The 19,059-nt window shown below is 54.9% G+C and carries 21 protein-coding genes; 1 reads left to right on the forward strand and 20 read right to left on the reverse strand.

The window, feature by feature from the left end; all coding sequences use genetic code 11:
• Positions 1-2: 2 nt before the first annotated feature.
• The 5 genes from CKW23_RS15060 to CKW23_RS15080 all read right to left on the reverse strand — a co-directional run bounded on the left by CKW23_RS15060 (position 3) and on the right by CKW23_RS15080 (position 6,811).
• The gene (locus CKW23_RS15060; RefSeq protein ID WP_095067801.1) at positions 3-2,006 is read right to left on the reverse strand and encodes an integrase; all 2,004 of its coding nucleotides are present in this window, start codon (positions 2,004-2,006) and stop codon (positions 3-5) included.
• Entirely contained in the window at positions 1,999-3,516 is a 1,518-nt protein-coding gene (locus CKW23_RS15065; protein WP_095067802.1) for a site-specific integrase, read from the reverse strand. Before CKW23_RS15065 ends, CKW23_RS15060 begins: the two co-directional genes overlap by 8 nt.
• Entirely contained in the window at positions 3,506-4,720 is a 1,215-nt protein-coding gene (locus CKW23_RS15070; RefSeq protein WP_095067803.1) for a site-specific integrase, read from the reverse strand. Before CKW23_RS15070 ends, CKW23_RS15065 begins: the two co-directional genes overlap by 11 nt.
• A gap of 141 nt (positions 4,721-4,861) precedes the next feature.
• Entirely contained in the window at positions 4,862-5,407 is a 546-nt protein-coding gene (locus CKW23_RS15075) for a single-stranded DNA-binding protein (RefSeq protein WP_095067804.1), read from the reverse strand.
• A gap of 9 nt (positions 5,408-5,416) precedes the next feature.
• Entirely contained in the window at positions 5,417-6,811 is a 1,395-nt protein-coding gene (locus CKW23_RS15080) for an MFS transporter (protein ID WP_095067805.1), read from the reverse strand.
• A gap of 140 nt (positions 6,812-6,951) precedes the next feature.
• Between CKW23_RS15080 and uvrA the strand changes: the two genes are divergently transcribed.
• On the forward strand, positions 6,952-9,786 hold the full coding sequence (uvrA, locus tag CKW23_RS15085) for an excinuclease ABC subunit UvrA (protein WP_177434644.1): 2,835 nt from the start codon (positions 6,952-6,954) through the stop codon (positions 9,784-9,786).
• Between the two features lie 84 nt (positions 9,787-9,870).
• Here the strand turns inward: uvrA and bfr are convergent, their stop codons facing one another.
• The 15 genes from bfr to rpsH all read right to left on the reverse strand — a co-directional run bounded on the left by bfr (position 9,871) and on the right by rpsH (position 19,003).
• A complete protein-coding gene (bfr, locus tag CKW23_RS15090; RefSeq protein ID WP_095067807.1) occupies positions 9,871-10,335 on the reverse strand; it encodes a bacterioferritin in 465 nt (154 codons plus the stop codon).
• Positions 10,336-10,490: 155 nt separating this feature from the next.
• Complete coding sequence (locus tag CKW23_RS15095) at positions 10,491-11,939, reverse strand: catalase (RefSeq protein ID WP_095067808.1); 1,449 nt, start codon at positions 11,937-11,939, stop codon at positions 10,491-10,493.
• Positions 11,940-12,103: 164 nt separating this feature from the next.
• A complete protein-coding gene (gene rplQ / locus CKW23_RS15100) occupies positions 12,104-12,490 on the reverse strand; it encodes a 50S ribosomal protein L17 (RefSeq protein ID WP_025262043.1) in 387 nt (128 codons plus the stop codon).
• Between the two features lie 42 nt (positions 12,491-12,532).
• Positions 12,533-13,534 carry a DNA-directed RNA polymerase subunit alpha gene (gene rpoA, locus CKW23_RS15105; RefSeq protein ID WP_025262044.1) on the reverse strand — a complete coding sequence of 334 codons (1,002 nt, stop codon included), beginning with the start codon at positions 13,532-13,534 and terminating at the stop codon, positions 12,533-12,535.
• Positions 13,535-13,556: 22 nt separating this feature from the next.
• Complete coding sequence (gene rpsD / locus CKW23_RS15110; RefSeq protein ID WP_025262045.1) at positions 13,557-14,177, reverse strand: 30S ribosomal protein S4; 621 nt, start codon at positions 14,175-14,177, stop codon at positions 13,557-13,559.
• 18 nt (positions 14,178-14,195) lie between these two features.
• Complete coding sequence (gene rpsK, locus CKW23_RS15115; protein ID WP_002555466.1) at positions 14,196-14,585, reverse strand: 30S ribosomal protein S11; 390 nt, start codon at positions 14,583-14,585, stop codon at positions 14,196-14,198.
• A 30-nt stretch (positions 14,586-14,615) separates the two neighbouring features.
• A complete protein-coding gene (rpsM, locus tag CKW23_RS15120; RefSeq protein WP_004883692.1) occupies positions 14,616-14,972 on the reverse strand; it encodes a 30S ribosomal protein S13 in 357 nt (118 codons plus the stop codon).
• A 130-nt stretch (positions 14,973-15,102) separates the two neighbouring features.
• Positions 15,103-15,219 carry a 50S ribosomal protein L36 gene (gene rpmJ, locus CKW23_RS15125; protein WP_002555468.1) on the reverse strand — a complete coding sequence of 39 codons (117 nt, stop codon included), beginning with the start codon at positions 15,217-15,219 and terminating at the stop codon, positions 15,103-15,105.
• A 28-nt stretch (positions 15,220-15,247) separates the two neighbouring features.
• Positions 15,248-16,582 carry a preprotein translocase subunit SecY gene (gene secY / locus CKW23_RS15130; protein ID WP_025262046.1) on the reverse strand — a complete coding sequence of 445 codons (1,335 nt, stop codon included), beginning with the start codon at positions 16,580-16,582 and terminating at the stop codon, positions 15,248-15,250.
• On the reverse strand, positions 16,583-17,017 hold the full coding sequence (gene rplO, locus CKW23_RS15135) for a 50S ribosomal protein L15 (protein ID WP_007924183.1): 435 nt from the start codon (positions 17,015-17,017) through the stop codon (positions 16,583-16,585).
• 3 nt (positions 17,018-17,020) lie between these two features.
• Complete coding sequence (gene rpmD, locus CKW23_RS15140; protein ID WP_010220317.1) at positions 17,021-17,197, reverse strand: 50S ribosomal protein L30; 177 nt, start codon at positions 17,195-17,197, stop codon at positions 17,021-17,023.
• A 2-nt stretch (positions 17,198-17,199) separates the two neighbouring features.
• A complete protein-coding gene (rpsE, locus tag CKW23_RS15145) occupies positions 17,200-17,700 on the reverse strand; it encodes a 30S ribosomal protein S5 (RefSeq protein ID WP_024687031.1) in 501 nt (166 codons plus the stop codon).
• 3 nt (positions 17,701-17,703) lie between these two features.
• A complete protein-coding gene (gene rplR / locus CKW23_RS15150; protein WP_002555473.1) occupies positions 17,704-18,054 on the reverse strand; it encodes a 50S ribosomal protein L18 in 351 nt (116 codons plus the stop codon).
• A 10-nt stretch (positions 18,055-18,064) separates the two neighbouring features.
• Positions 18,065-18,598 (reverse strand): 50S ribosomal protein L6, encoded by a 534-nt coding sequence (gene rplF / locus CKW23_RS15155; protein ID WP_025262047.1) that lies wholly within the window; start codon positions 18,596-18,598, stop codon positions 18,065-18,067.
• Between the two features lie 12 nt (positions 18,599-18,610).
• Positions 18,611-19,003 (reverse strand): 30S ribosomal protein S8, encoded by a 393-nt coding sequence (gene rpsH, locus CKW23_RS15160; RefSeq protein WP_025262048.1) that lies wholly within the window; start codon positions 19,001-19,003, stop codon positions 18,611-18,613.
• Positions 19,004-19,059 lie beyond the last annotated feature (56 nt).

Here is a 19,059-nt window from a genome sequence, read left to right on the forward strand (position 1 = left end):
GTCTATGCTCCCGCCAACAGCAAACGGATTTCATCAAGATCTGATGCGGACGACTGGTCCAGCACATGTTCCGATGACCGAGCGGCAATCGCCCTCTTTAACGGACTGTGCTCTTGGTCATTGCTGAGCCAGATAACTGCTCCTTCAGGCGTCTGAGGTGACTCCAGCATGTCAATAAGAGCATCTGCCCGCTCCAGCGTCTTACGCTGATGTTGTGTCCAACGATCCGCTCCATACATGCCGTCGGCTGATGCCGACTTAGCCTTCTCTAGCTGCAAATGAATACCGGTGCGCTGCAGCTTCAACCGCTCAAGCTTTTCGGTATCCCCTTTAACGCACACCTGCTCAGTGCAATTCAAGCAGTCACGATGACGTTGGCATGGCACCATCGAATAATCGTGGACGCAGAATCCGAATTCGGTGACATGCGCTACCCCGTCGCCGATAGCCTGCAGATCGCTGAATGTGACCGGCGCACTGACCTTAATTTTCGCGACCAGTCCATTACCAATTCCCGCTTCGCGGGCGGCCGTAACATACTCACCATCCGCCATATGGTTGTAGACGGCGTTCTGATGAATGTTTGCCCTACCAGACCATTTCGCAATATCCAACTGACCAAGATCACCACGTTGGGCTGCTGTATTCAAAAAGTGTCGGATTTGGTGTGATGTCATGCAGATTTCCGACGCGTCGGGGTTCTTATAACCATGGCGCTGCCAAATGCTCTTCTTATTCCGCCCGGCAACTACCTTCAAATCATCCGTGAATGCATTATTATCTGGCCTCCAGAGCAGCACAGGGCTTGTGTTCAAATCGGGACGAAGCTCATGAGCCCGGAAGATGCAGAGCGCGTTCGAATACTTAATTCCCAGATCTTTTCTCAACCACGGCCAGCCCTTCGGAAGCTGACTAAGGCAATACGCGTGTAGAAACGCCAACGTCACAGGGCTACCGGCCGCGCGAATCGCACGGTACGGCTCATAGTTTTTGAAGAATGAACTAACTGAACCACCTCCGTTCGGTTTCAGCCCAAGCGCTTCCTCAATCTGCCGTAGCGTAAGAGGTTCATTTTCATCAACGTCTGGGCAGCCCTCATGTCGATAGAATTTGCCCGGATTCCCCTCGTAGTATGACGCCAGCCGCCGGCCTGATTCGGAGAGAGCTGTCAATCGACGTACCGCCTCTTGGGCAACATCCTTAAAAATAGTGGGTATCCATTTAATATCACTTCCGAACCCCTTTCCCGCCCACCATCGAAGACCTATTCGCTCGACGCTATGCCGGTCCTTTTCGTGATGCAAACAATTGACTGATAACTCTTGGGCTTCGGCGATACGCGACGGTGCGCACATAAGAAGGCCAAAGATTGAAGTAGTAAAGCAGTCGCGAGGATCATTAAAATTATTCGCAAACATCTCAGCCATATATTCGAGGCACTGATCTGACGGAATCTTCGCTACTCGCTTTCTTTTTCCATCTGCGTCAGTCCGATTCAATTCCTTGGGCTTCGGAAATGGACTCCTCCATGTAATTTGCTTATGGATGATGCCCGACTCATTGAGGAACCCCACCAGCTTAACGAGCTGTATCCCAGCTTGATAAGCCGTCGCCTTATATTCTCTGGCAATGTCCGCCGCTACGTCCAACACCTGAGCGCTAACCAATGTCATATCGGCTCGGCCGCACGTTTGGAGGAGGGCTTTTTCAATACAACGAAGCGCCTTCAGTTCATTTTTCAGTATTGTAGGGTTATGCCCTTGTTGATATCTAAGATAGGCTTTGGCGAAAGGCATTATCTCCGCATCCAGAAGATGCTTGGGTTTATAGCTCCGTGAGTTCGCACCAATCACGGTGAAGTTCGCTACTCCAGGCCAACGATCTGCGTCCCAGTCCAGGTCTTCGCCGAATACCGTCAATCGGTCGCGACACATCTCCACGAACTCCGCAAGATTTTTACGGCAGTCGCGCTCGTGCTTCGGCGTGAACAGCAGGTATTCAGCCACGAACTACCTCATCTTTCATGCTCTTACAGCGGATAACTACATCGGTTACGGCAAGGATCAAACGATCATTTACGGAAGCAACCTTGCGATCGCCGGTGAGCTCTAGAACTCTGGCCTGCTCTTGTAGCAGATGCTCGAGTACTCCCTCGTGCGGACCATCGAGCCAAGGCTGAAAATGGCTACAGGTATAGCAGGCGACCGGGGCCAGCGCGCCACAAAAACCATAGCTTCCGCAGCTTCCCACGTTCTCGGTGCCGTTCGAGATACGACTGCTCGGGTCGTCTCCGCGCCGCGCCAGAAGCTCTGTTTTAATTACCACCCCTTGAAATGCTTGAGCGATAGGGGCAAGCTGATACGCAACAGCCCTATCGATTCGCTCTACGATCTCTGGAAGGTTTTTTACATAAACGCCAGTGTGCTGTGTATCTGTATGATCCAGGGCCTCTGCGATAACATACTCGCCTTTACCTTCGCGTCCGAGATTAGTGCCCAGCGTGTATCGAAAGCGGTATGCATTAATCAGAATCGGCGCACCGGTTCGCTCGCTATTTACCGATATCCTTTCGGAGACTTTGATCATAATTTCCTGCAGCATTCCGACCCGCATATGCAGCCTGTCGCTGTCGAGTTGCGCAGCAATCTCTTCAGTTTGATTAAACGCTGCATAGTTTGGAAATAAGGGAAGCTTCACGCTCAGCTCGGAAGGTACTGGAGCCAGCATCTCAAACTCTCGACATACCAGATCGGCTTGTTTCTGTACTAGCAACCAAAGATCCTCCACGATTGGCACTTGCTTGAATGTCCTTCGCCAGCCACCTTCATTCCGTTGCTTGGCCCGTGGCACATTCAAGAAGTACTTTCCAGAGCGGCTCTGCAAGTCGCCGATTTTCAGTGCCGTAATTTGTGCCGGTCGGCGTCCCGTCACCATCACGGTCATTGCAAGCGACATGACCGAAAGTGAAAGTTTGCCTGCCTCATATGCGTCAATTGCCCCCGTGAGAACTGCGTCCATTTCGATATCCGTCAGGGGACCACGCTCAGGGCACATCGAACGTATAGGATTTCCTCGGTCCCCGCCGGAAAGCGTCCATTTATCTAGCAGGCGAATGGTCTCAGGAGGAATCCCATCATACCCAAGCGACGCCCACTTTCTGATGAAAGTTCGCAATACAGCCAAGCCCGGTTCGCCTTTTCGCCCCAGCAAGGCACGGTAGGAAATAAGCGATTCGACGCTAAATAACGGCAGTGCGCTCATCGCACGGAAATAATGCACGCATCGATAACTTAGAGACTCCACGTACTCCGGAGAATTGCCTTTCGCATAAAACGCCAACACCTCTCTAAATGATTCGTACATCTGATCGGTCAAAAACTGGGATGCATTGGAGATGCGAACGCTGACATCCTTGCTAAGCTTCCAGCTTGGCGCATTGAAATCGACTTCATAGCCGTCGCGCGTGAAAAACCATTTCACTGCTACGGTGCCTAATGCCAGCTTGTTACTGGTCATTTGTGCTGTCCTTTTTCTTGGCCAGCATCTTGCATTGAAGCTCCAACATCGACTCGGCCGCTTCTTGCTTGATATGCCTGCGGTTGTAGATCGCTGCTGTTCCCGAGTTCTGTTCCCACCCCATCAGGTACGATCTCAGCTTTTCCTCTCTTGCAGCAGACAAACCTTTCGCGGCGCTCAGGCTTGAAAATGAGTAATTCCAATGATGCCGGAGTTTGTGTGCGTGAATCGCGCCGACTATTCCCGTCAGGGCCTCGATGAACTTACTGAAGGCCGAGTTAGAAATGGGTGCTCCTTGATACCTGCCTTCCTTATGAGTAACAAAGAGATAGCCATGCCGCTTAGCAACCGCAAGCTTACTGCGGTGCTGCGCCACATATTCATGAATACGGTTCACGAGTTCAGCATCGAGAGGAAATTGGCGCTCGCGTGTCTTTGCTACCGGCTGATACCGGCGTATATCGTGCGGGGAATCTGGTCGCCTCACAATCTTCAGGATGTTCGCCCCGAAATTTATATCGTCGACCTTCAGATTGAGTAATTCGCCTCGCCGCATTCCGGTAGTGCGAAGAATTGCGAACATAAGGGCATTTCGAAACTGGACGGAATAGTCTGTAAACGGATTCCCTTCCGCACCAGGCCTCAGCTTAGTCTCCAAGGCATCCAGAGCCGAATCCTCCAAGTGTTTCTCTTCTCGTTCACCACCCATCGTTTTTGTTGTTTGTTTTGGACGATTCGCTTTGATCTGGGCCACCATCGCGGCGATCCGCTTCTCAGACTCCTCCGAGGATGGACAGACCCGTCTAGCAAGAAACTCAAGAAACTCTGCGGCCACAGTCATCCTTGCGTACTGGCTGCTAGGGCTGACGGTCTTTTTCTTTCGCGAGAAGGGAATAACCTTACCGTCCGCCTTCTGCGAGAGAGACTCCTGCAGGAAGTCTCTGAGCGAATGAACCTCATAAGGATTCAGGAGCGCACCCCTGGAGAATCTGTGCTCGACATCTAGAGCGTATATATCTTGCCAAGCGTAGAGGCATTTAATCGCATTTAGCGCGTTATGGATCGTGTTCACGGCCCGTGCCCCTCCTCGGAGGGTCACAGTTACCCACAGGGCAGGATAGAAGAGAGGCATTCCTGCCTCGTCCACCAGGATCGCGTGGCGCTCCCCATCACCACCTATGAACCGCCTGACCGACAGCGCCATAAATCTTCCATTTTTTACATTTCTGCATGGTAAAAGACTTGTATAGCGAGATCAATCAATATTTTACACTTCAAAAAATCAAAAACCCCCGCAGGGCGGGGGTTTCAGGTAAATACTTTACAGTATTCTATCAGGTATAAGTCAGAATGGAATATCATCATCAAAGCTGTCGAAATCAGCCGCCGGCTGTGGCGCTTGCTGTTGCGGAGCCGGGCGGGATTCGCGTTGTGGCTGTTGCGAATACGACTGCTGTGGCGGAGCCGATTGCGGGCGCGACTGCTGTGGACGCGGTGCGGAGTTGCCGTAGTTGCCACCGCCCTGACCTTGTTGGGAGTCGCCTTGTGGACGGCCGCCCAGCAGTTGCATGGTGCCTTGCATGTCGACGACGATTTCGGTGGTGTAGCGCTTGATGCCGTCTTTTTCCCACTCACGGGTTTGCAGCTTGCCTTCGATGTAGACCTGGGAACCCTTGCGCAGGTATTCGCCAGCGATCTCGGCAACCTTGCCGAACATCGAAACACGGTGCCATTCGGTCTTTTCGACTTTCTGACCGGTCTGCTTGTCAGTCCATTGTTCGCTGGTTGCCAGACTCAGGTTGGTCACGGCGTTACCGTTAGGCAAGTAGCGAACTTCGGGATCCTGGCCGCATGTACCGACCAATATGACTTTGTTAACCCCACGGGCCATAACGTTCTCCTAGGCTTCGCACGCTTCCGGTGCTGGATTGACCAGCTTTTCCAGAGTCGCACGATCCAATAATTTTGTATCGAGTTTGATATAGATGGCGGACTCTTCTGCCACCACCACTGCATCCGTCACGCCTGCTACGGACATTAAACGCTCTGCCAGGCCTGCTTCACGCTGTGCCTCGGCTGACAACGGCAGGCGCAGGCTCGTCACGTAAGGCGGTTCACGCATGGTTACCGCAAAGGCAAGCCAGATGGCGGCCATGCCGGCGCCTCCCAGGAAAACCACGTCGAGCCCACCATGCTGGAACAACCAGCCGCCGAGTATCCCACCTGCAGCCGAACCAAGGAACTGGCTGGTTGAATAAACTCCCATCGCCGTGCCTTTTCCGCCCGCCGGCGATACTTTGCTGATCAGTGACGGCAAGGACGCTTCCAGCAGGTTGAACGCGGTAAAGAATACCACTGTCCCTATCACCAGCGCCCGCAGCGTGTCGCCGAATGCCCAGAAGGATAGCTCAGAGAGCATCAGAACTGTGACGGCGCCGAGCAACACACGCTTCATCTGACGCTTTTTTTCTCCGTAAATGATGAACGGGATCATCGCGAAGAAAGAGATCAGCAACGCCGTGAGGTAGACCCACCAGTGCTGCTCCTTGGGCAGACCGGCTTTTTCCACCAGCGCCAGCGGTAATGCGACGAAACTGGACATCAGCATCGCGTGCAACACGAAGATACCCAAATCCAGACGCAGCAGGTCCGGGTGACGCAGGGTCGCGCCCAGGGCCTGTTTGGCAACGCCCGACTCACGGTGCAATAACGGACCATTGGCTTTCGGAACGACGAACGCCACGATCAGGATCCCCAACAGCGCCATGCCGCCCGTCGCGAGGAACAGCCCCGACAGGCCGAACGCGCCGGTCAGCAAAGGTCCTACCACCATGGCGATAGCGAACGACAGGCCGATGGTCATACCGATCATGGCCATGGCCTTGGTGCGATGCTGCTCGCGCGTCAGGTCTGACAGCAAGGCCATGACCGCCGCGGATATAGCGCCAGCACCTTGCAGGACCCGTCCGATGATGACGCCCCAGATCGTGTCGGCATTGGCGGCCACCAGGCTGCCTGCAGCAAAAACGATCAGGCCCAGGTAAATCACCGGTCGTCGCCCGATCCGGTCGGAGATGACGCCGAACGGGATCTGCAACACGGCCTGGGTCAATCCGTAGGCCCCGATGGCCAGGCCAATAAGAGCCGGGCTAGCGCCAGCCAGGTCCATGCCGTAGGTCGCCAGGACCGGCAGAACCATGAACATGCCAAGCATTCGGAAAGCGAATACCAGGGCCAGACCGCCTGCTGCGCGTGTCTCACCGCTACTCATCCGTTCGCTATAGGGATCGTGCATGGAAAAACCTCGTGTGAACCGGCGGCGATTCTACCAGTCCCATCGTGGTACAGCACATACACGAGATGTACGCGACGCTTTGCCGCGTAATGGCATGCAGCCGTATACTCCGATGTTTATGCCCGCCAAGCGAGGCCGCAGTGGACAAGATCCTGATACGTGGGGCACGAACCCACAACCTGAAAAACATAGACCTGACCCTTCCGCGCGACAAACTGATCGTTATTACCGGCCTGTCCGGCTCCGGCAAGTCATCGCTGGCATTCGATACGCTGTACGCCGAAGGCCAGCGCCGTTATGTCGAATCTCTTTCAGCCTACGCCCGCCAGTTTCTGTCGATGATGGAAAAACCGGACGTGGACACCATCGAAGGCCTGTCGCCTGCGATTTCCATCGAGCAGAAATCCACTTCTCACAACCCGCGCTCGACAGTCGGCACCATTACCGAGATCTACGACTACCTGCGCCTGCTGTATGCGCGAGTCGGTCAACCTCGCTGCCCGGATCACGATATTCCGCTGGAGGCCCAGACGGTCAGCCAAATGGTCGATCTGGTGCTGGCGCAGCCCGAAGGCAGCAAACTGATGCTGCTGGCTCCGGTCATTCGTGAGCGCAAGGGTGAGCATCTTTCGGTGTTCGAGGAGCTGCGTGCTCAAGGCTTCGTCCGGGCTCGGGTCAACGGCAAGCTGTTCGAGCTAGACGAACTGCCCAAGCTGGATAAACAGAAAAAGCACTCCATTGATGTGGTCGTGGATCGCTTCAAGGTGCGTCCGGACTTGCAGCAGCGTCTGGCAGAGTCCTTCGAAACGGCCCTGAAGCTGGCCGACGGCATTGCGCTGGTCGCGCCCATGGACGATGAGCCTGGCGAAGAGATCATCTTTTCTGCGCGCTTTGCCTGCCCGATCTGCGGTCATGCCATCAGTGAGCTGGAGCCCAAGCTGTTTTCCTTCAACAATCCGGCTGGCGCATGCCCTACCTGCGACGGCCTGGGTGTGAAGCAGTTCTTCGATGTGAAGCGACTGGTCAATGCCGAACTGACGCTGGCAGAAGGCGCAATACGCGGCTGGGACAGGCGTAACGTCTATTACTTCCAGATGCTGGGCTCGCTGTCCAAGCACTACGATTTCAGTCTGGAAGTACCGTTCAAGGAGCTGGCTGCCGAAACACAGAAAATCCTGCTCAACGGCAGCGGCACACAGAATGTCGATTTCCGTTACCTCAATGATCGCGGCGATATCGTCAAACGTGCGCATCCGTTTGAAGGCATCGTGCCGAACCTTGAGCGCCGTTACCGGGAAACTGAATCGGCAACGGTTCGTGAAGAACTGGCCAAGTTCCTCGGTACTCAGCCTTGCCCGGACTGCCGTGGCACTCGCCTGCGTCGCGAAGCGCGTCACGTGTGGGTCGGCGAGAAAACTCTCCCTGCGGTCACCAACCTGCCGATTGGCGATGCCACTGATTATTTCAGCGGTCTGAAGCTGACCGGACGTCGTGGCGAGATTGCCGACAAGATTCTCAAGGAGATCCGCGAGCGTCTGCAGTTCCTGGTCAATGTCGGACTGGATTACCTGACCCTGGATCGCAGTGCCGATACCCTGTCGGGCGGTGAAGCGCAGCGTATCCGTCTGGCGAGCCAGATCGGTGCCGGCCTGGTGGGTGTGATGTACATCCTCGACGAGCCGTCGATTGGTCTGCATCAACGCGATAACGACCGTTTGCTGGGCACGCTCAAGCATCTGCGGGATATCGGCAATACGGTGATCGTGGTCGAACACGATGAAGACGCTATCCGCCTTGCGGACTATGTCGTGGACATCGGACCGGGCGCTGGCGTGCATGGCGGTAATATCGTCGCTGAGGGTACGCCTGACGAGGTGATGAGCCATCCTGACTCGTTGACAGGCAAGTACCTGTCAGGCCGGGTCAAGATTGAAGTACCGGCCAAGCGCACGCCGCGTAACAAGAAGCTGTCGCTTACGCTCAAGGGCGCGCGCGGCAACAACCTGCGCAATGTGAACCTGGATATCCCGATTGGCCTGCTGACCTGCGTGACCGGTGTTTCCGGCTCTGGCAAGTCGACGCTGATCAACAACACCCTGTTCCCGCTCAGTGCCACGGCGCTCAACGGCGCAACGACTCTGGAAGCCGCGACCCACGACAGCATCAATGGCTTGCAGCATCTGGACAAGGTTGTGGATATCGACCAGAGCCCGATCGGCCGTACACCTCGCTCGAACCCGGCGACCTACACGGGTTTGTTCACGCCTATTCGTGAGCTGTTTGCCGGTGTGCCGGAGTCGCGCTCTCGCGGTTATGGTCCTGGGCGCTTCTCGTTCAACGTCAAGGGCGGACGCTGTGAAGCGTGCCAGGGTGATGGCCTGATCAAGGTCGAGATGCACTTCCTGCCGGACATTTACGTGCCGTGTGACGTGTGCAAGAGCAAGCGCTACAACCGCGAAACCCTTGAAATCAAATACAAGGGCAAGAACATCCACGAAGTGCTGGAAATGACCATCGAGGAAGCTCGTGAATTCTTCGATGCCGTTCCGGCTCTGGCGCGCAAGCTCCAGACACTGATGGATGTCGGGCTTTCCTACATCAAGCTGGGGCAGTCGGCGACAACCCTGTCGGGCGGCGAGGCACAACGGGTCAAGCTGTCTCGCGAGCTTTCCAAGCGTGATACCGGCAAGACGCTGTACATCCTCGATGAACCCACCACCGGTCTGCACTTTGCCGATATCCAGCAATTGCTCGATGTCTTGCATCGTCTGCGCGATCACGGCAACACCGTGGTCGTGATCGAGCACAACCTGGACGTCATCAAGACAGCCGACTGGCTGGTGGATCTCGGTCCGGAAGGTGGTTCAAGGGGTGGGCAGATTATCGCCACCGGTACGCCAGAAGAAGTCGCGCAGATGGAGCAATCCTATACCGGCCACTATCTCAAGCCCCTTCTGATAAGGGACCGCGCTTGAGTCGGCGGATTGCGTAAACACGCAACATGAAAAAGCCCCTGCCACATGAGTGTGCAGGGGCTTTTTGCTATACGGGCTGTGGAATCAGAACTGCGACTGCAGATAGTTTTCCAGACCGATAGCCTTGATCAGACCCATCTGCTGCTCCAGCCAGTAGGTGTGATCTTCTTCGGTGTCAGCCAGTTGCAGACGCAGGATGTCGCGGCTGATGTAATCCTTGTGCAGTTCGCACAGCTCGATACCTTTGCACAGCGCAGCACGCACCTTGTATTCAAGACGCAGGTCGTTGGCGAGCATTTCAGGCACAGTCGTACCGATTTCCAGATCGTCCGGACGCATGCGAGGCGTGCCTTCGAGCATCAGGATACGGCGAATCAGGGCATCGGCGTGTTGCGCCTCTTCTTCCATTTCATGATTGATACGTTCGTAGAGCTTGGCGAAACCCCAATCTTCGTACATGCGCGAATGGATGAAATATTGGTCACGAGCAGCCAATTCGCCAGTGAGCAACGTGTTCAGATAATCGATTACTTCTGGATGGCCTTGCATCGCACCAGATCTCCCTGCTGAAAGGCCATAGTTTGAACCAAGCTGACTGTCAGGTCACTTCCAAAAACGCAATAATCCAATAAAAAGCGGCGAAAAACGGCCTATAAGAAGCGAAAAACCGCCCAAATGAGGGCGGTTCTGTTTCTCACTTCGAGTTAGCCCAGTTTGACGCCCAGGGCTTTGGCAATACCTTCGCCATAAGCCGGGTCGGCCTGGAAGAAGTACTGCAACTGGCGCTGCACCACATCACTGGAAACGCCCTGCATTGCGCCGGCAATATTGCTGATCAGCAATGCCTTCTGGTCGGCGTCCATGAGGTTGAACAACTTGCCAGCCTGACTGTAGTAATCGGTGTCCTCACGATGATCGTGACGATCGGCAGCACCACTCAACGCCAGAGCCGGCTCGGCATAACGAGGCGCCTGCTTTGGCGCATCGCCGTAGCTGTTTGGCTCGTAGTTCGGAGCTGCACCGCCGTTAATGCCAAGCGCCATGGCGCCGTCACGCTGATAGCTGTTTACCGGACTTTTCGCAGCATTGATCGGCAAATGCTGGTGGTTGGTGCCTACACGGTAGCGATGAGCATCGGCGTAAGCGAACACACGCCCCTGGAGCATGCGATCAGGCGACAGCCCTACGCCAGGCACCATGTTGCTCGGACCGAAAGCAGCCTGCTCGACTTCAGCGAAGTAGTTGAGCGGGTTACGGTTGAGCTCCAGTTCACCGACTTCGATCAACGGGAACTCTTTCTGCGACCAGGTCTTGGTCACGTCGAAGGGGTTCTCGTGATGGTTGGCAGCCTGAGCTTCACTCATCAACTGGATGCACACCTGCCATTTCGGGAAATCACCACGCTCGATGGCGGTGAACAGGTCGCGCTGTGCGTAATCCGGGTCAGTACCTGCCAGACGTGCAGCGTCAGCCGGCGTCAGGTTCTTGATGCCCTGCTTGGACTTGTAGTGCCATTTGACCCAGTGACGCTCACCCGCAGCGCTGATCAGGCTGTAAGTGTGGCTACCGAAACCATGCATATGGCGGTAGCCATCAGGGATGCCGCGATCCGAGAACAGGATGGTGATCTGGTGCAACGCTTCTGGAGAGTACGACCAGAAGTCCCACATCATTTGCGCGCTTTTCAGGTTGCTCTGCGGCAGACGTTTCTGGGTGTGGATGAAGTCCGGGAATTTCAGCGGGTCGCGAATGAAGAACACCGGCGTATTGTTACCCACGATGTCCCAGTTACCTTCTTCGGTGTAAAACTTCACAGCGAAACCACGCGGGTCACGCTCGGTGTCAGCCGAACCACGCTCACCACCGACCGTAGAGAAGCGCAGGAATATAGGCGTCTGCTTGCCGATCGACTCGAAGAGCTTGGCGCTGGAGTATTGGGTAATGTCGCGGGTGACTGTAAAAGTACCGTGAGCCCCCGAACCCTTGGCGTGCACACGACGCTCAGGGATGTTCTCGCGGTTGAAGTGAGCAAGCTTCTCGATCAGGTGAAAATCGTCCAGCAGCAACGGGCCACGAGGACCGGCGGAGCGAGAGTTCTGGTTGTCCGCGACAGGCGCGCCACTGGCAGTGGTAAGCGTTTTGGTCTGGCTCATTGGATTCTTCCTCAGTCTTATAGGCTGGCTAATGGTCTGGGGAGGATTATTGGTCAGAACTGAAACACTCTCAAATTTATTAAATTATGCGAGTTGATAGTTTTTACGAATTTCAAAAACAAAAAACCGGGCACAAGGCCCGGTTCTTTGTTCAGACTGACGTCTTATTCAGCAGCTTCTACAACACCACCGACAGGACGATCAACCAGCTCGACGTACGCCATTGGCGCGTTGTCGCCAGCGCGGAAACCGCACTTGAGGATACGCAGATAGCCGCCCTGACGGGTTGCATAGCGCTTGCCCAGATCGTTGAACAGCTTACCAACGATTTCTTTCGAACGAGTACGGTCGAAAGCCAAACGACGGTTAGCAACGCTGTCTACCTTGGCCAGAGTGATCAGCGGCTCGGCAACGCGACGCAGTTCCTTGGCTTTCGGCAGGGTAGTTTTGATCAGCTCGTGCTCGAACAGCGACACCGCCATGTTCTGGAACATGGCCTTGCGGTGAGAGCTGGTACGGCTCAGGTGACGTCCACTTTTACGATGACGCATGGTTCATTCCTTACCAAACACAACGTTCGGTGATTACGACGATCAGGCAGTCGCCTTGTCGTCCTTCTTAAGACTTGCAGGCGGCCAGTTGTCGAGGCGCATGCCGAGGGAAAGACCACGAGAAGCCAGGACATCCTTGATCTCGGTCAAGGATTTCTTGCCCAGGTTCGGAGTCTTCAACAGTTCTACTTCGGTACGCTGAATCAGGTCGCCGATGTAGTAAATGTTCTCCGCCTTAAGGCAGTTGGCCGAACGCACGGTCAGTTCCAAATCGTCAACCGGACGGAGGAGGATCGGATCGATCTCATCTTCCTGTTCGATTACCACTGGTTCGCTGTCACCTTTGAGGTCGACGAACGCAGCCAACTGCTGTTGCAGAATGGTTGCAGCACGACGGATAGCCTCTTCAGGATCCAGAGTACCGTTGGTTTCCATATCAATAACCAGCTTGTCCAGGTTGGTACGCTGCTCGACACGGGCGTTTTGCACCTCGTAGGCGATGCGACGTACTGGGCTGAACGAAGAGTCAAGCTGCAGACGACCAATGCTGCGGCTTTCGTCTTCATCGCTCTGACGCGAGTCTGCCGGTTCATAACCACGACCACGAGCTACTACGAGCTTCATGTTCAAGGCGCCGTTAGACGCCAGGTTAGCGATTACGTGATCGGGATTAACGATCTCGACATCATGATCCAGCTGAATATCGGCAGCGGTAACCACCCCCGAACCCTTCTTCGACAAGGTCAGCGTAACTTCGTCTCGACCGTGCAGCTTGATAGCCAGACCTTTAAGGTTCAACAGGATTTCAATTACGTCTTCCTGTACACCTTCGATGGCGCTGTACTCATGGAGTACACCGTCAATCTCGGCCTCGACTACTGCACAGCCGGGCATGGAGGACAACAGAATGCGGCGAAGCGCGTTGCCCAGGGTATGGCCAAAACCACGCTCGAGAGGCTCGAGAGTAATCTTGGCGCGGGTTGGACTGACAACCTGCACATCAATGTGGCGGGGTGTCAGGAACTCATTTACCGAAATCTGCATGGATGCACCTATTTTCTAGCCCTTACTTGGAGTAGAGCTCGACAATCAGGCTTTCGTTGATGTCGGCGGATAGATCACTGCGAGCTGGAACGTTCTTGAAAACGCCCGATTTCTTCTCAGTGTCTACTTCTACCCATTCTACGCGGCCACGTTGGGCACACAGATCGAGAGCCTGGACAATACGCAGTTGGTTCTTGGCCTTCTCGCGAATAGCGACTACGTCACCAGCACGAACCTGGTAAGAAGGAACGTTAACGGTTTTGCCGTTGACGCTGATCGACTTGTGCGAAACCAGTTGACGGGATTCGGCACGAGTCGAGCCGAAGCCCATACGATATACAACGTTGTCCAGACGGCATTCGAGCAATTGCAGCAGGTTTTCGCCTGTTGCGCCTTTCTTGCCGGCAGCTTCTTTGTAGTAGCCGCTGAACTGACGCTCGAGAACGCCGTAGATACGACGGACTTTTTGCTTTTCACGCAGCTGAGTACCGTAATCGGACTGGCGACCGCGGCGTTGACCGTGGATGCCTGGAGCTGCTTCGATGTTGCACTTGGATTCGATAGCGCGAACGCCGCTCTTCAGAAAGAGATCGGTGCCTTCACGACGAGCAAGTTTGCATTTTGGACCAATGTAACGAGCCATTTCTTACAGTCTCCTGGATTACACGCGGCGCTTCTTCGGCGGACGGCACCCGTTGTGCGGGATTGGCGTCACGTCGGTGATGCTGGCGATCTTATAGCCACAGCCGTTCAATGCACGGACAGCGGATTCACGACCTGGGCCTGGACCCTTGACATTGACGTCGAGGTTTTTCAGACCGTACTCCAGCGCGGCTTGACCAGCACGCTCGGCAGCTACTTGAGCAGCGAACGGGGTGGACTTGCGTGAACCACGGAAACCCGAACCGCCGGAGGTAGCCCAAGAAAGAGCGTTACCTTGACGATCGGTAATGGTGACGATTGTGTTGTTAAACGACGCGTGGATGTGGGCGATGCCATCAACCACTGTCTTTTTAACTTTTTTACGAGGACGAGCAGCAGGTTTTGCCATGACTAAATTCCTGTCGAAACGCTGGAGCGATTACTTGCGGATCGGCTTACGCGGACCTTTGCGAGTACGCGCATTGGTCTTGGTACGCTGACCGCGTACTGGCAGACCACGACGATGACGCAGACCGCGGTAGCAGCCCAAATCCATCAAGCGCTTGATTTTCATGTTGATTTCGCGACGCAGGTCACCTTCAGTGGTGAACTTCGCCACTTCGCCACGCAGCTGTTCAATCTGCTCGTCGCTCAGATCTTTGATCTTTGCCGCTGGGTTAACCCCAGTGGTTGCACAAATTTTCTGTGCAGTTGTGCGACCAACACCATAGATGTAGGTCAGCGAGATAACAGTATGCTTGTTATCTGGAATGTTAACGCCTGCAATACGGGCCATTCAGTGGGACTCCAATTGACAGCTACCTACGCCCCGGAAGCCAAGAAATAGGGCGCGAGATAATATCGCTGTAGGAACAAATAATCAACCCAGCAGCGCACTAGCTGCTGGGCTTAAGCACAAATCACAATCAGCCTTGGCGCTGCTTATGACGTGGTTCCGCGCTGCAAATTACTCGAACCACACCTTCGCGGCGAATAATCTTGCAGTTACGGCACAGCTTTTTCACCGATGCACGAACTTTCATCACCAACTCCTCGAACCTTATGGGTACCTCAGCGCAGCATTCCGCCGCCGCTGCCGTAACCCTTCAGGTTGGCTTTCTTCATCAGGGATTCATACTGGTGCGAAACGAGGTGAGATTGCACTTGCGACATAAAGTCCATCACAACCACGACCACGATCAGCAACGAGGTCCCGCCAAGGTAGAACGGTACGTTTGCCGCAACCACCAGAAACTGGGGAAGCAGGCACACGGCCGTCATATAAAGAGCACCGAACATGGTCAAGCGGGTCAGGACGCCATCAATATAGCGTGCCGACTGCTCACCTGGACGGATACCCGGAATAAAGGCACCGGACTTCTTCAGGTTTTCCGCTACGTCTTTCGGATTGAACATCAACGCCGTATAGAAGAAGCAGAAGAAAATAATCCCTGCACTAAACAGCAGAATATTCAACGGCTGACCAGGAGCGATCGACTGCGAGATGTCCTGCAACCAGCCCATACCTTCAGACTGACCGAACCAGGAACCCAGCGAAGCCGGGAACAGCAAGATGCTGCTCGCGAAAATGGCAGGAATAACACCAGCCATGTTCACTTTCAGCGGCAAGTGGCTGGTCTGCGCAGCGAAGACCTTGCGGCCCTGCTGACGCTTGGCGTAGTGAACAGCAATACGACGCTGACCACGCTCAATGAACACCACGAAACCGATGATCGCTACTGCCAGCAAACCGATCGCAACCAGGGCGAAGATATTGATATCACCCGTGCGTGCAGACTCGAAAGACTGCCCGATCGCTCTCGGAAGACCGGCGACGATACCTGCGAAAATCAACATCGAGATACCGTTGCCAACACCGCGCTCGGTAATCTGCTCGCCCAGCCACATCATGAACATTGCACCAGCCACGAAGGTGGTGACAGCCACGAAGTGGAAGCCGATATCTGCAGAGAAAGCAACGCCCTGACTGGCCAGGCCAACGGACATACCGATAGCTTGAACCAATGCCAGGACGACGGTGCCGTAGCGGGTGTACTGGCTGATCTTGCGACGGCCAGCTTCACCTTCCTTCTTCAACTGCTCCAGCTGCGGGCTGACGGCGGTCATCAATTGCATGATGATCGATGCCGAAATGTACGGCATGATCCCCAGTGCAAAAATGCTCATCCGCTCCAGCGCGCCGCCGGAAAACATGTTGAACAAGCTAAGAATGGTCCCCTCATTCTGTCGAAACAGGTCTGCGAGTCGATCCGGGTTGATACCTGGAACCGGGATGTGTGCGCCTATTCGGTAGACGATAATCGCCAGGAACAGAAAACGCAGACGAGCCCAGAGTTCAGACATACCGCCTTTGCCGAGCGCAGAGAGAGCACCTTGCTTAGCCATTTATTCCTCGAACTTGCCGCCAGCTGCTTCGATAGCCGCACGCGCACCTTTGGTGGCTGCGATACCTTTGATGGTGACAGCGCGAGTAACTTCGCCGGACAGCATGATTTTCACACGCTGTACGTTTTGGTTAATCACGTTGGCATCCTTCAGGGACTGCACAGTTACGATGTCGCCTTCCACTTTGGCCAGCTCGGACAGACGCACTTCTGCGCGGTCCATGGCTTTCAGGGAAACGAAACCGAATTTTGGCAGACGACGATGCAACGGCTGTTGGCCGCCTTCAAAGCCCGGAGCAATAGTGCCACCGGAGCGGGAGGTCTGACCTTTGTGACCACGGCCACCAGTCTTACCCAAACCACTACCGATACCACGGCCCGGACGATGCTTTTCGCGACGGGAACCCGGCGCTGGACTCAGATCATTGAGTTTCATCGATTAACCCTCGACTCGCAGCATGTAGTAAGCCTTGTTGATCATCCCGCGATTCTCGGGAGTATCCAGGACTTCTACAGTGTGACCGATGCGACGCAGACCCAGACCCTTAACGCACAGTTTGTGGTTAGGGAGACGGCCGGCGGTGCTTTTGATCAGCGTTACTTTAACGGTAGCCATGATCAGATGATCTCCTCAACACGCTTGCCACGCTTGGCAGCGATGGACTCAGGAGACTGCATGCCCTTCAGACCCTTGAAAGTGGCGTGAACCACGTTTACCGGGTTAGTAGAGCCGTAGCACTTGGCCAATACGTTCTGGACACCAGCAACTTCCAGCACTGCGCGCATAGCGCCGCCAGCGATGATACCGGTACCTTCAGAAGCAGGCTGCATGTACACCTTCGAAGCGCCATGGGCAGACTTCATTGCGTACTGCAGGGTAGTGCCGTTCAGATCGACTTGGATCATGTTGCGGCGAGCAGCTTCCATCGCTTTCTGGATTGCAGCAGGCACTTCACGTGACTTGCCACGGCCGAAGCCAACGCGCCCTTTACCATCACCCACTACGGTCAACGCAGTGAAAGTGAAGATACGGCCGCCTTTTACGGTTTTGGCCACGCGGTTAACTTGAACCAGCTTCTCGATGTAGCCTTCGTCGCGTTTTTGGTCGTTATTTGCCATAACTTAGAACTCCAGCCCGCCTTCACGAGCAGCATCAGCCAGCGCTTTGACACGGCCGTGGTACTTGAAGCCAGAACGGTCGAAAGCCACTTGCGATACGCCAGCGGCTTTTGCACGCTCGGCGACCAGCTTGCCAACCTTAGTGGCCGCGTCGATGTTGCCAGTGGCGCCATCACGCAGTTCTTTGTCCAAAGTCGAGGCGCTTGCCAGGACTTTGCTGCCGTCGGCCGAAATGACCTGGGCATAAATGTGCTGCGAAGAGCGGTGCACGCAGAGACGCACGACTTCTAGCTCGTGCATTTTCAGGCGTGCTTTGCGAGCGCGACGCAGTCGGGTAACTTTTTTGACGGTCATTTGCTATGCCCTACTTCTTCTTGGCTTCTTTACGGCGGACGACTTCGTCTGCGTAACGCACACCTTTGCCTTTGTACGGCTCAGGACGGCGGAAGTCGCGGATCTCAGCGGCCACTTGACCAACCAACTGCTTGTCGATACCACGAATGAAGATATCGGTTTGGTTGGGGGTCTCAGCGGTAATGCCATTCGGCAATTCGTAATCCACCGGGTGCGAGAAGCCAAGTGCCAGGTTCAGGACCGAGCCTTTTGCTTGCGCTTTGTAACCAACACCGACCAGCTGGAGCTTGCGCTCGAAGCCTTGGCTTACGCCTTGGACCATGTTGTTAACCAGTGCACGAGTTGTGCCTGCCATTGCGCGAGTCTGTTGATCGCCATTGCGAGCAGCGAAACGCAGCTCACCAGCTTCTTCAACAATTTCAACGGACGAATGGATGTTCAGTTCCAGAGTACCCTTGGCACCCTTCACCGAAAGCTGCTGGCCAACGAATTTGACTTCGACACCGGCTGGCAACTTAACGGGGTTCTTAGCTACGCGTGACATGCTTATCCCCCCTTAGAACACAGTGCAAAGCACTTCGCCACCGACACCGGCAGCGCGCGCAGCACGATCCGTCATCACACCTTTGTTGGTGGAGACGATAGACACACCAAGACCGCCACGAACTTTCGGCAGATCATCGGAGGACTTGTACTGACGCAAGCCTGGGCGGCTGACGCGCTTCACTTCTTCGATGACTGGACGGCCTTCGAAGTACTTCAGCTCGATGGACAGCAGTGGCTTGATTTCGCTGCTGATCTGATAACCCGCAATGTAACCTTCGTCTTTCAGGACTTTGGCTACAGCAACCTTCAACGTGGAAGATGGCATGCTTACGACGGGCTTTTCAGCCATCTGGGCATTACGGATACGAGTTAGCATGTCCGCTAACGGGTCCTGCATACTCATGGGCTAGACGCTCCTAATACAAAATAATTAGCCTTGCGGCTACAGCTTGTCGCCGA

The sequence above is a fragment of the Pseudomonas sp. Irchel 3A18 genome, assembly GCF_900187465.1.
GTDB lineage: Bacteria > Pseudomonadota > Gammaproteobacteria > Pseudomonadales > Pseudomonadaceae > Aquipseudomonas > Aquipseudomonas cichorii.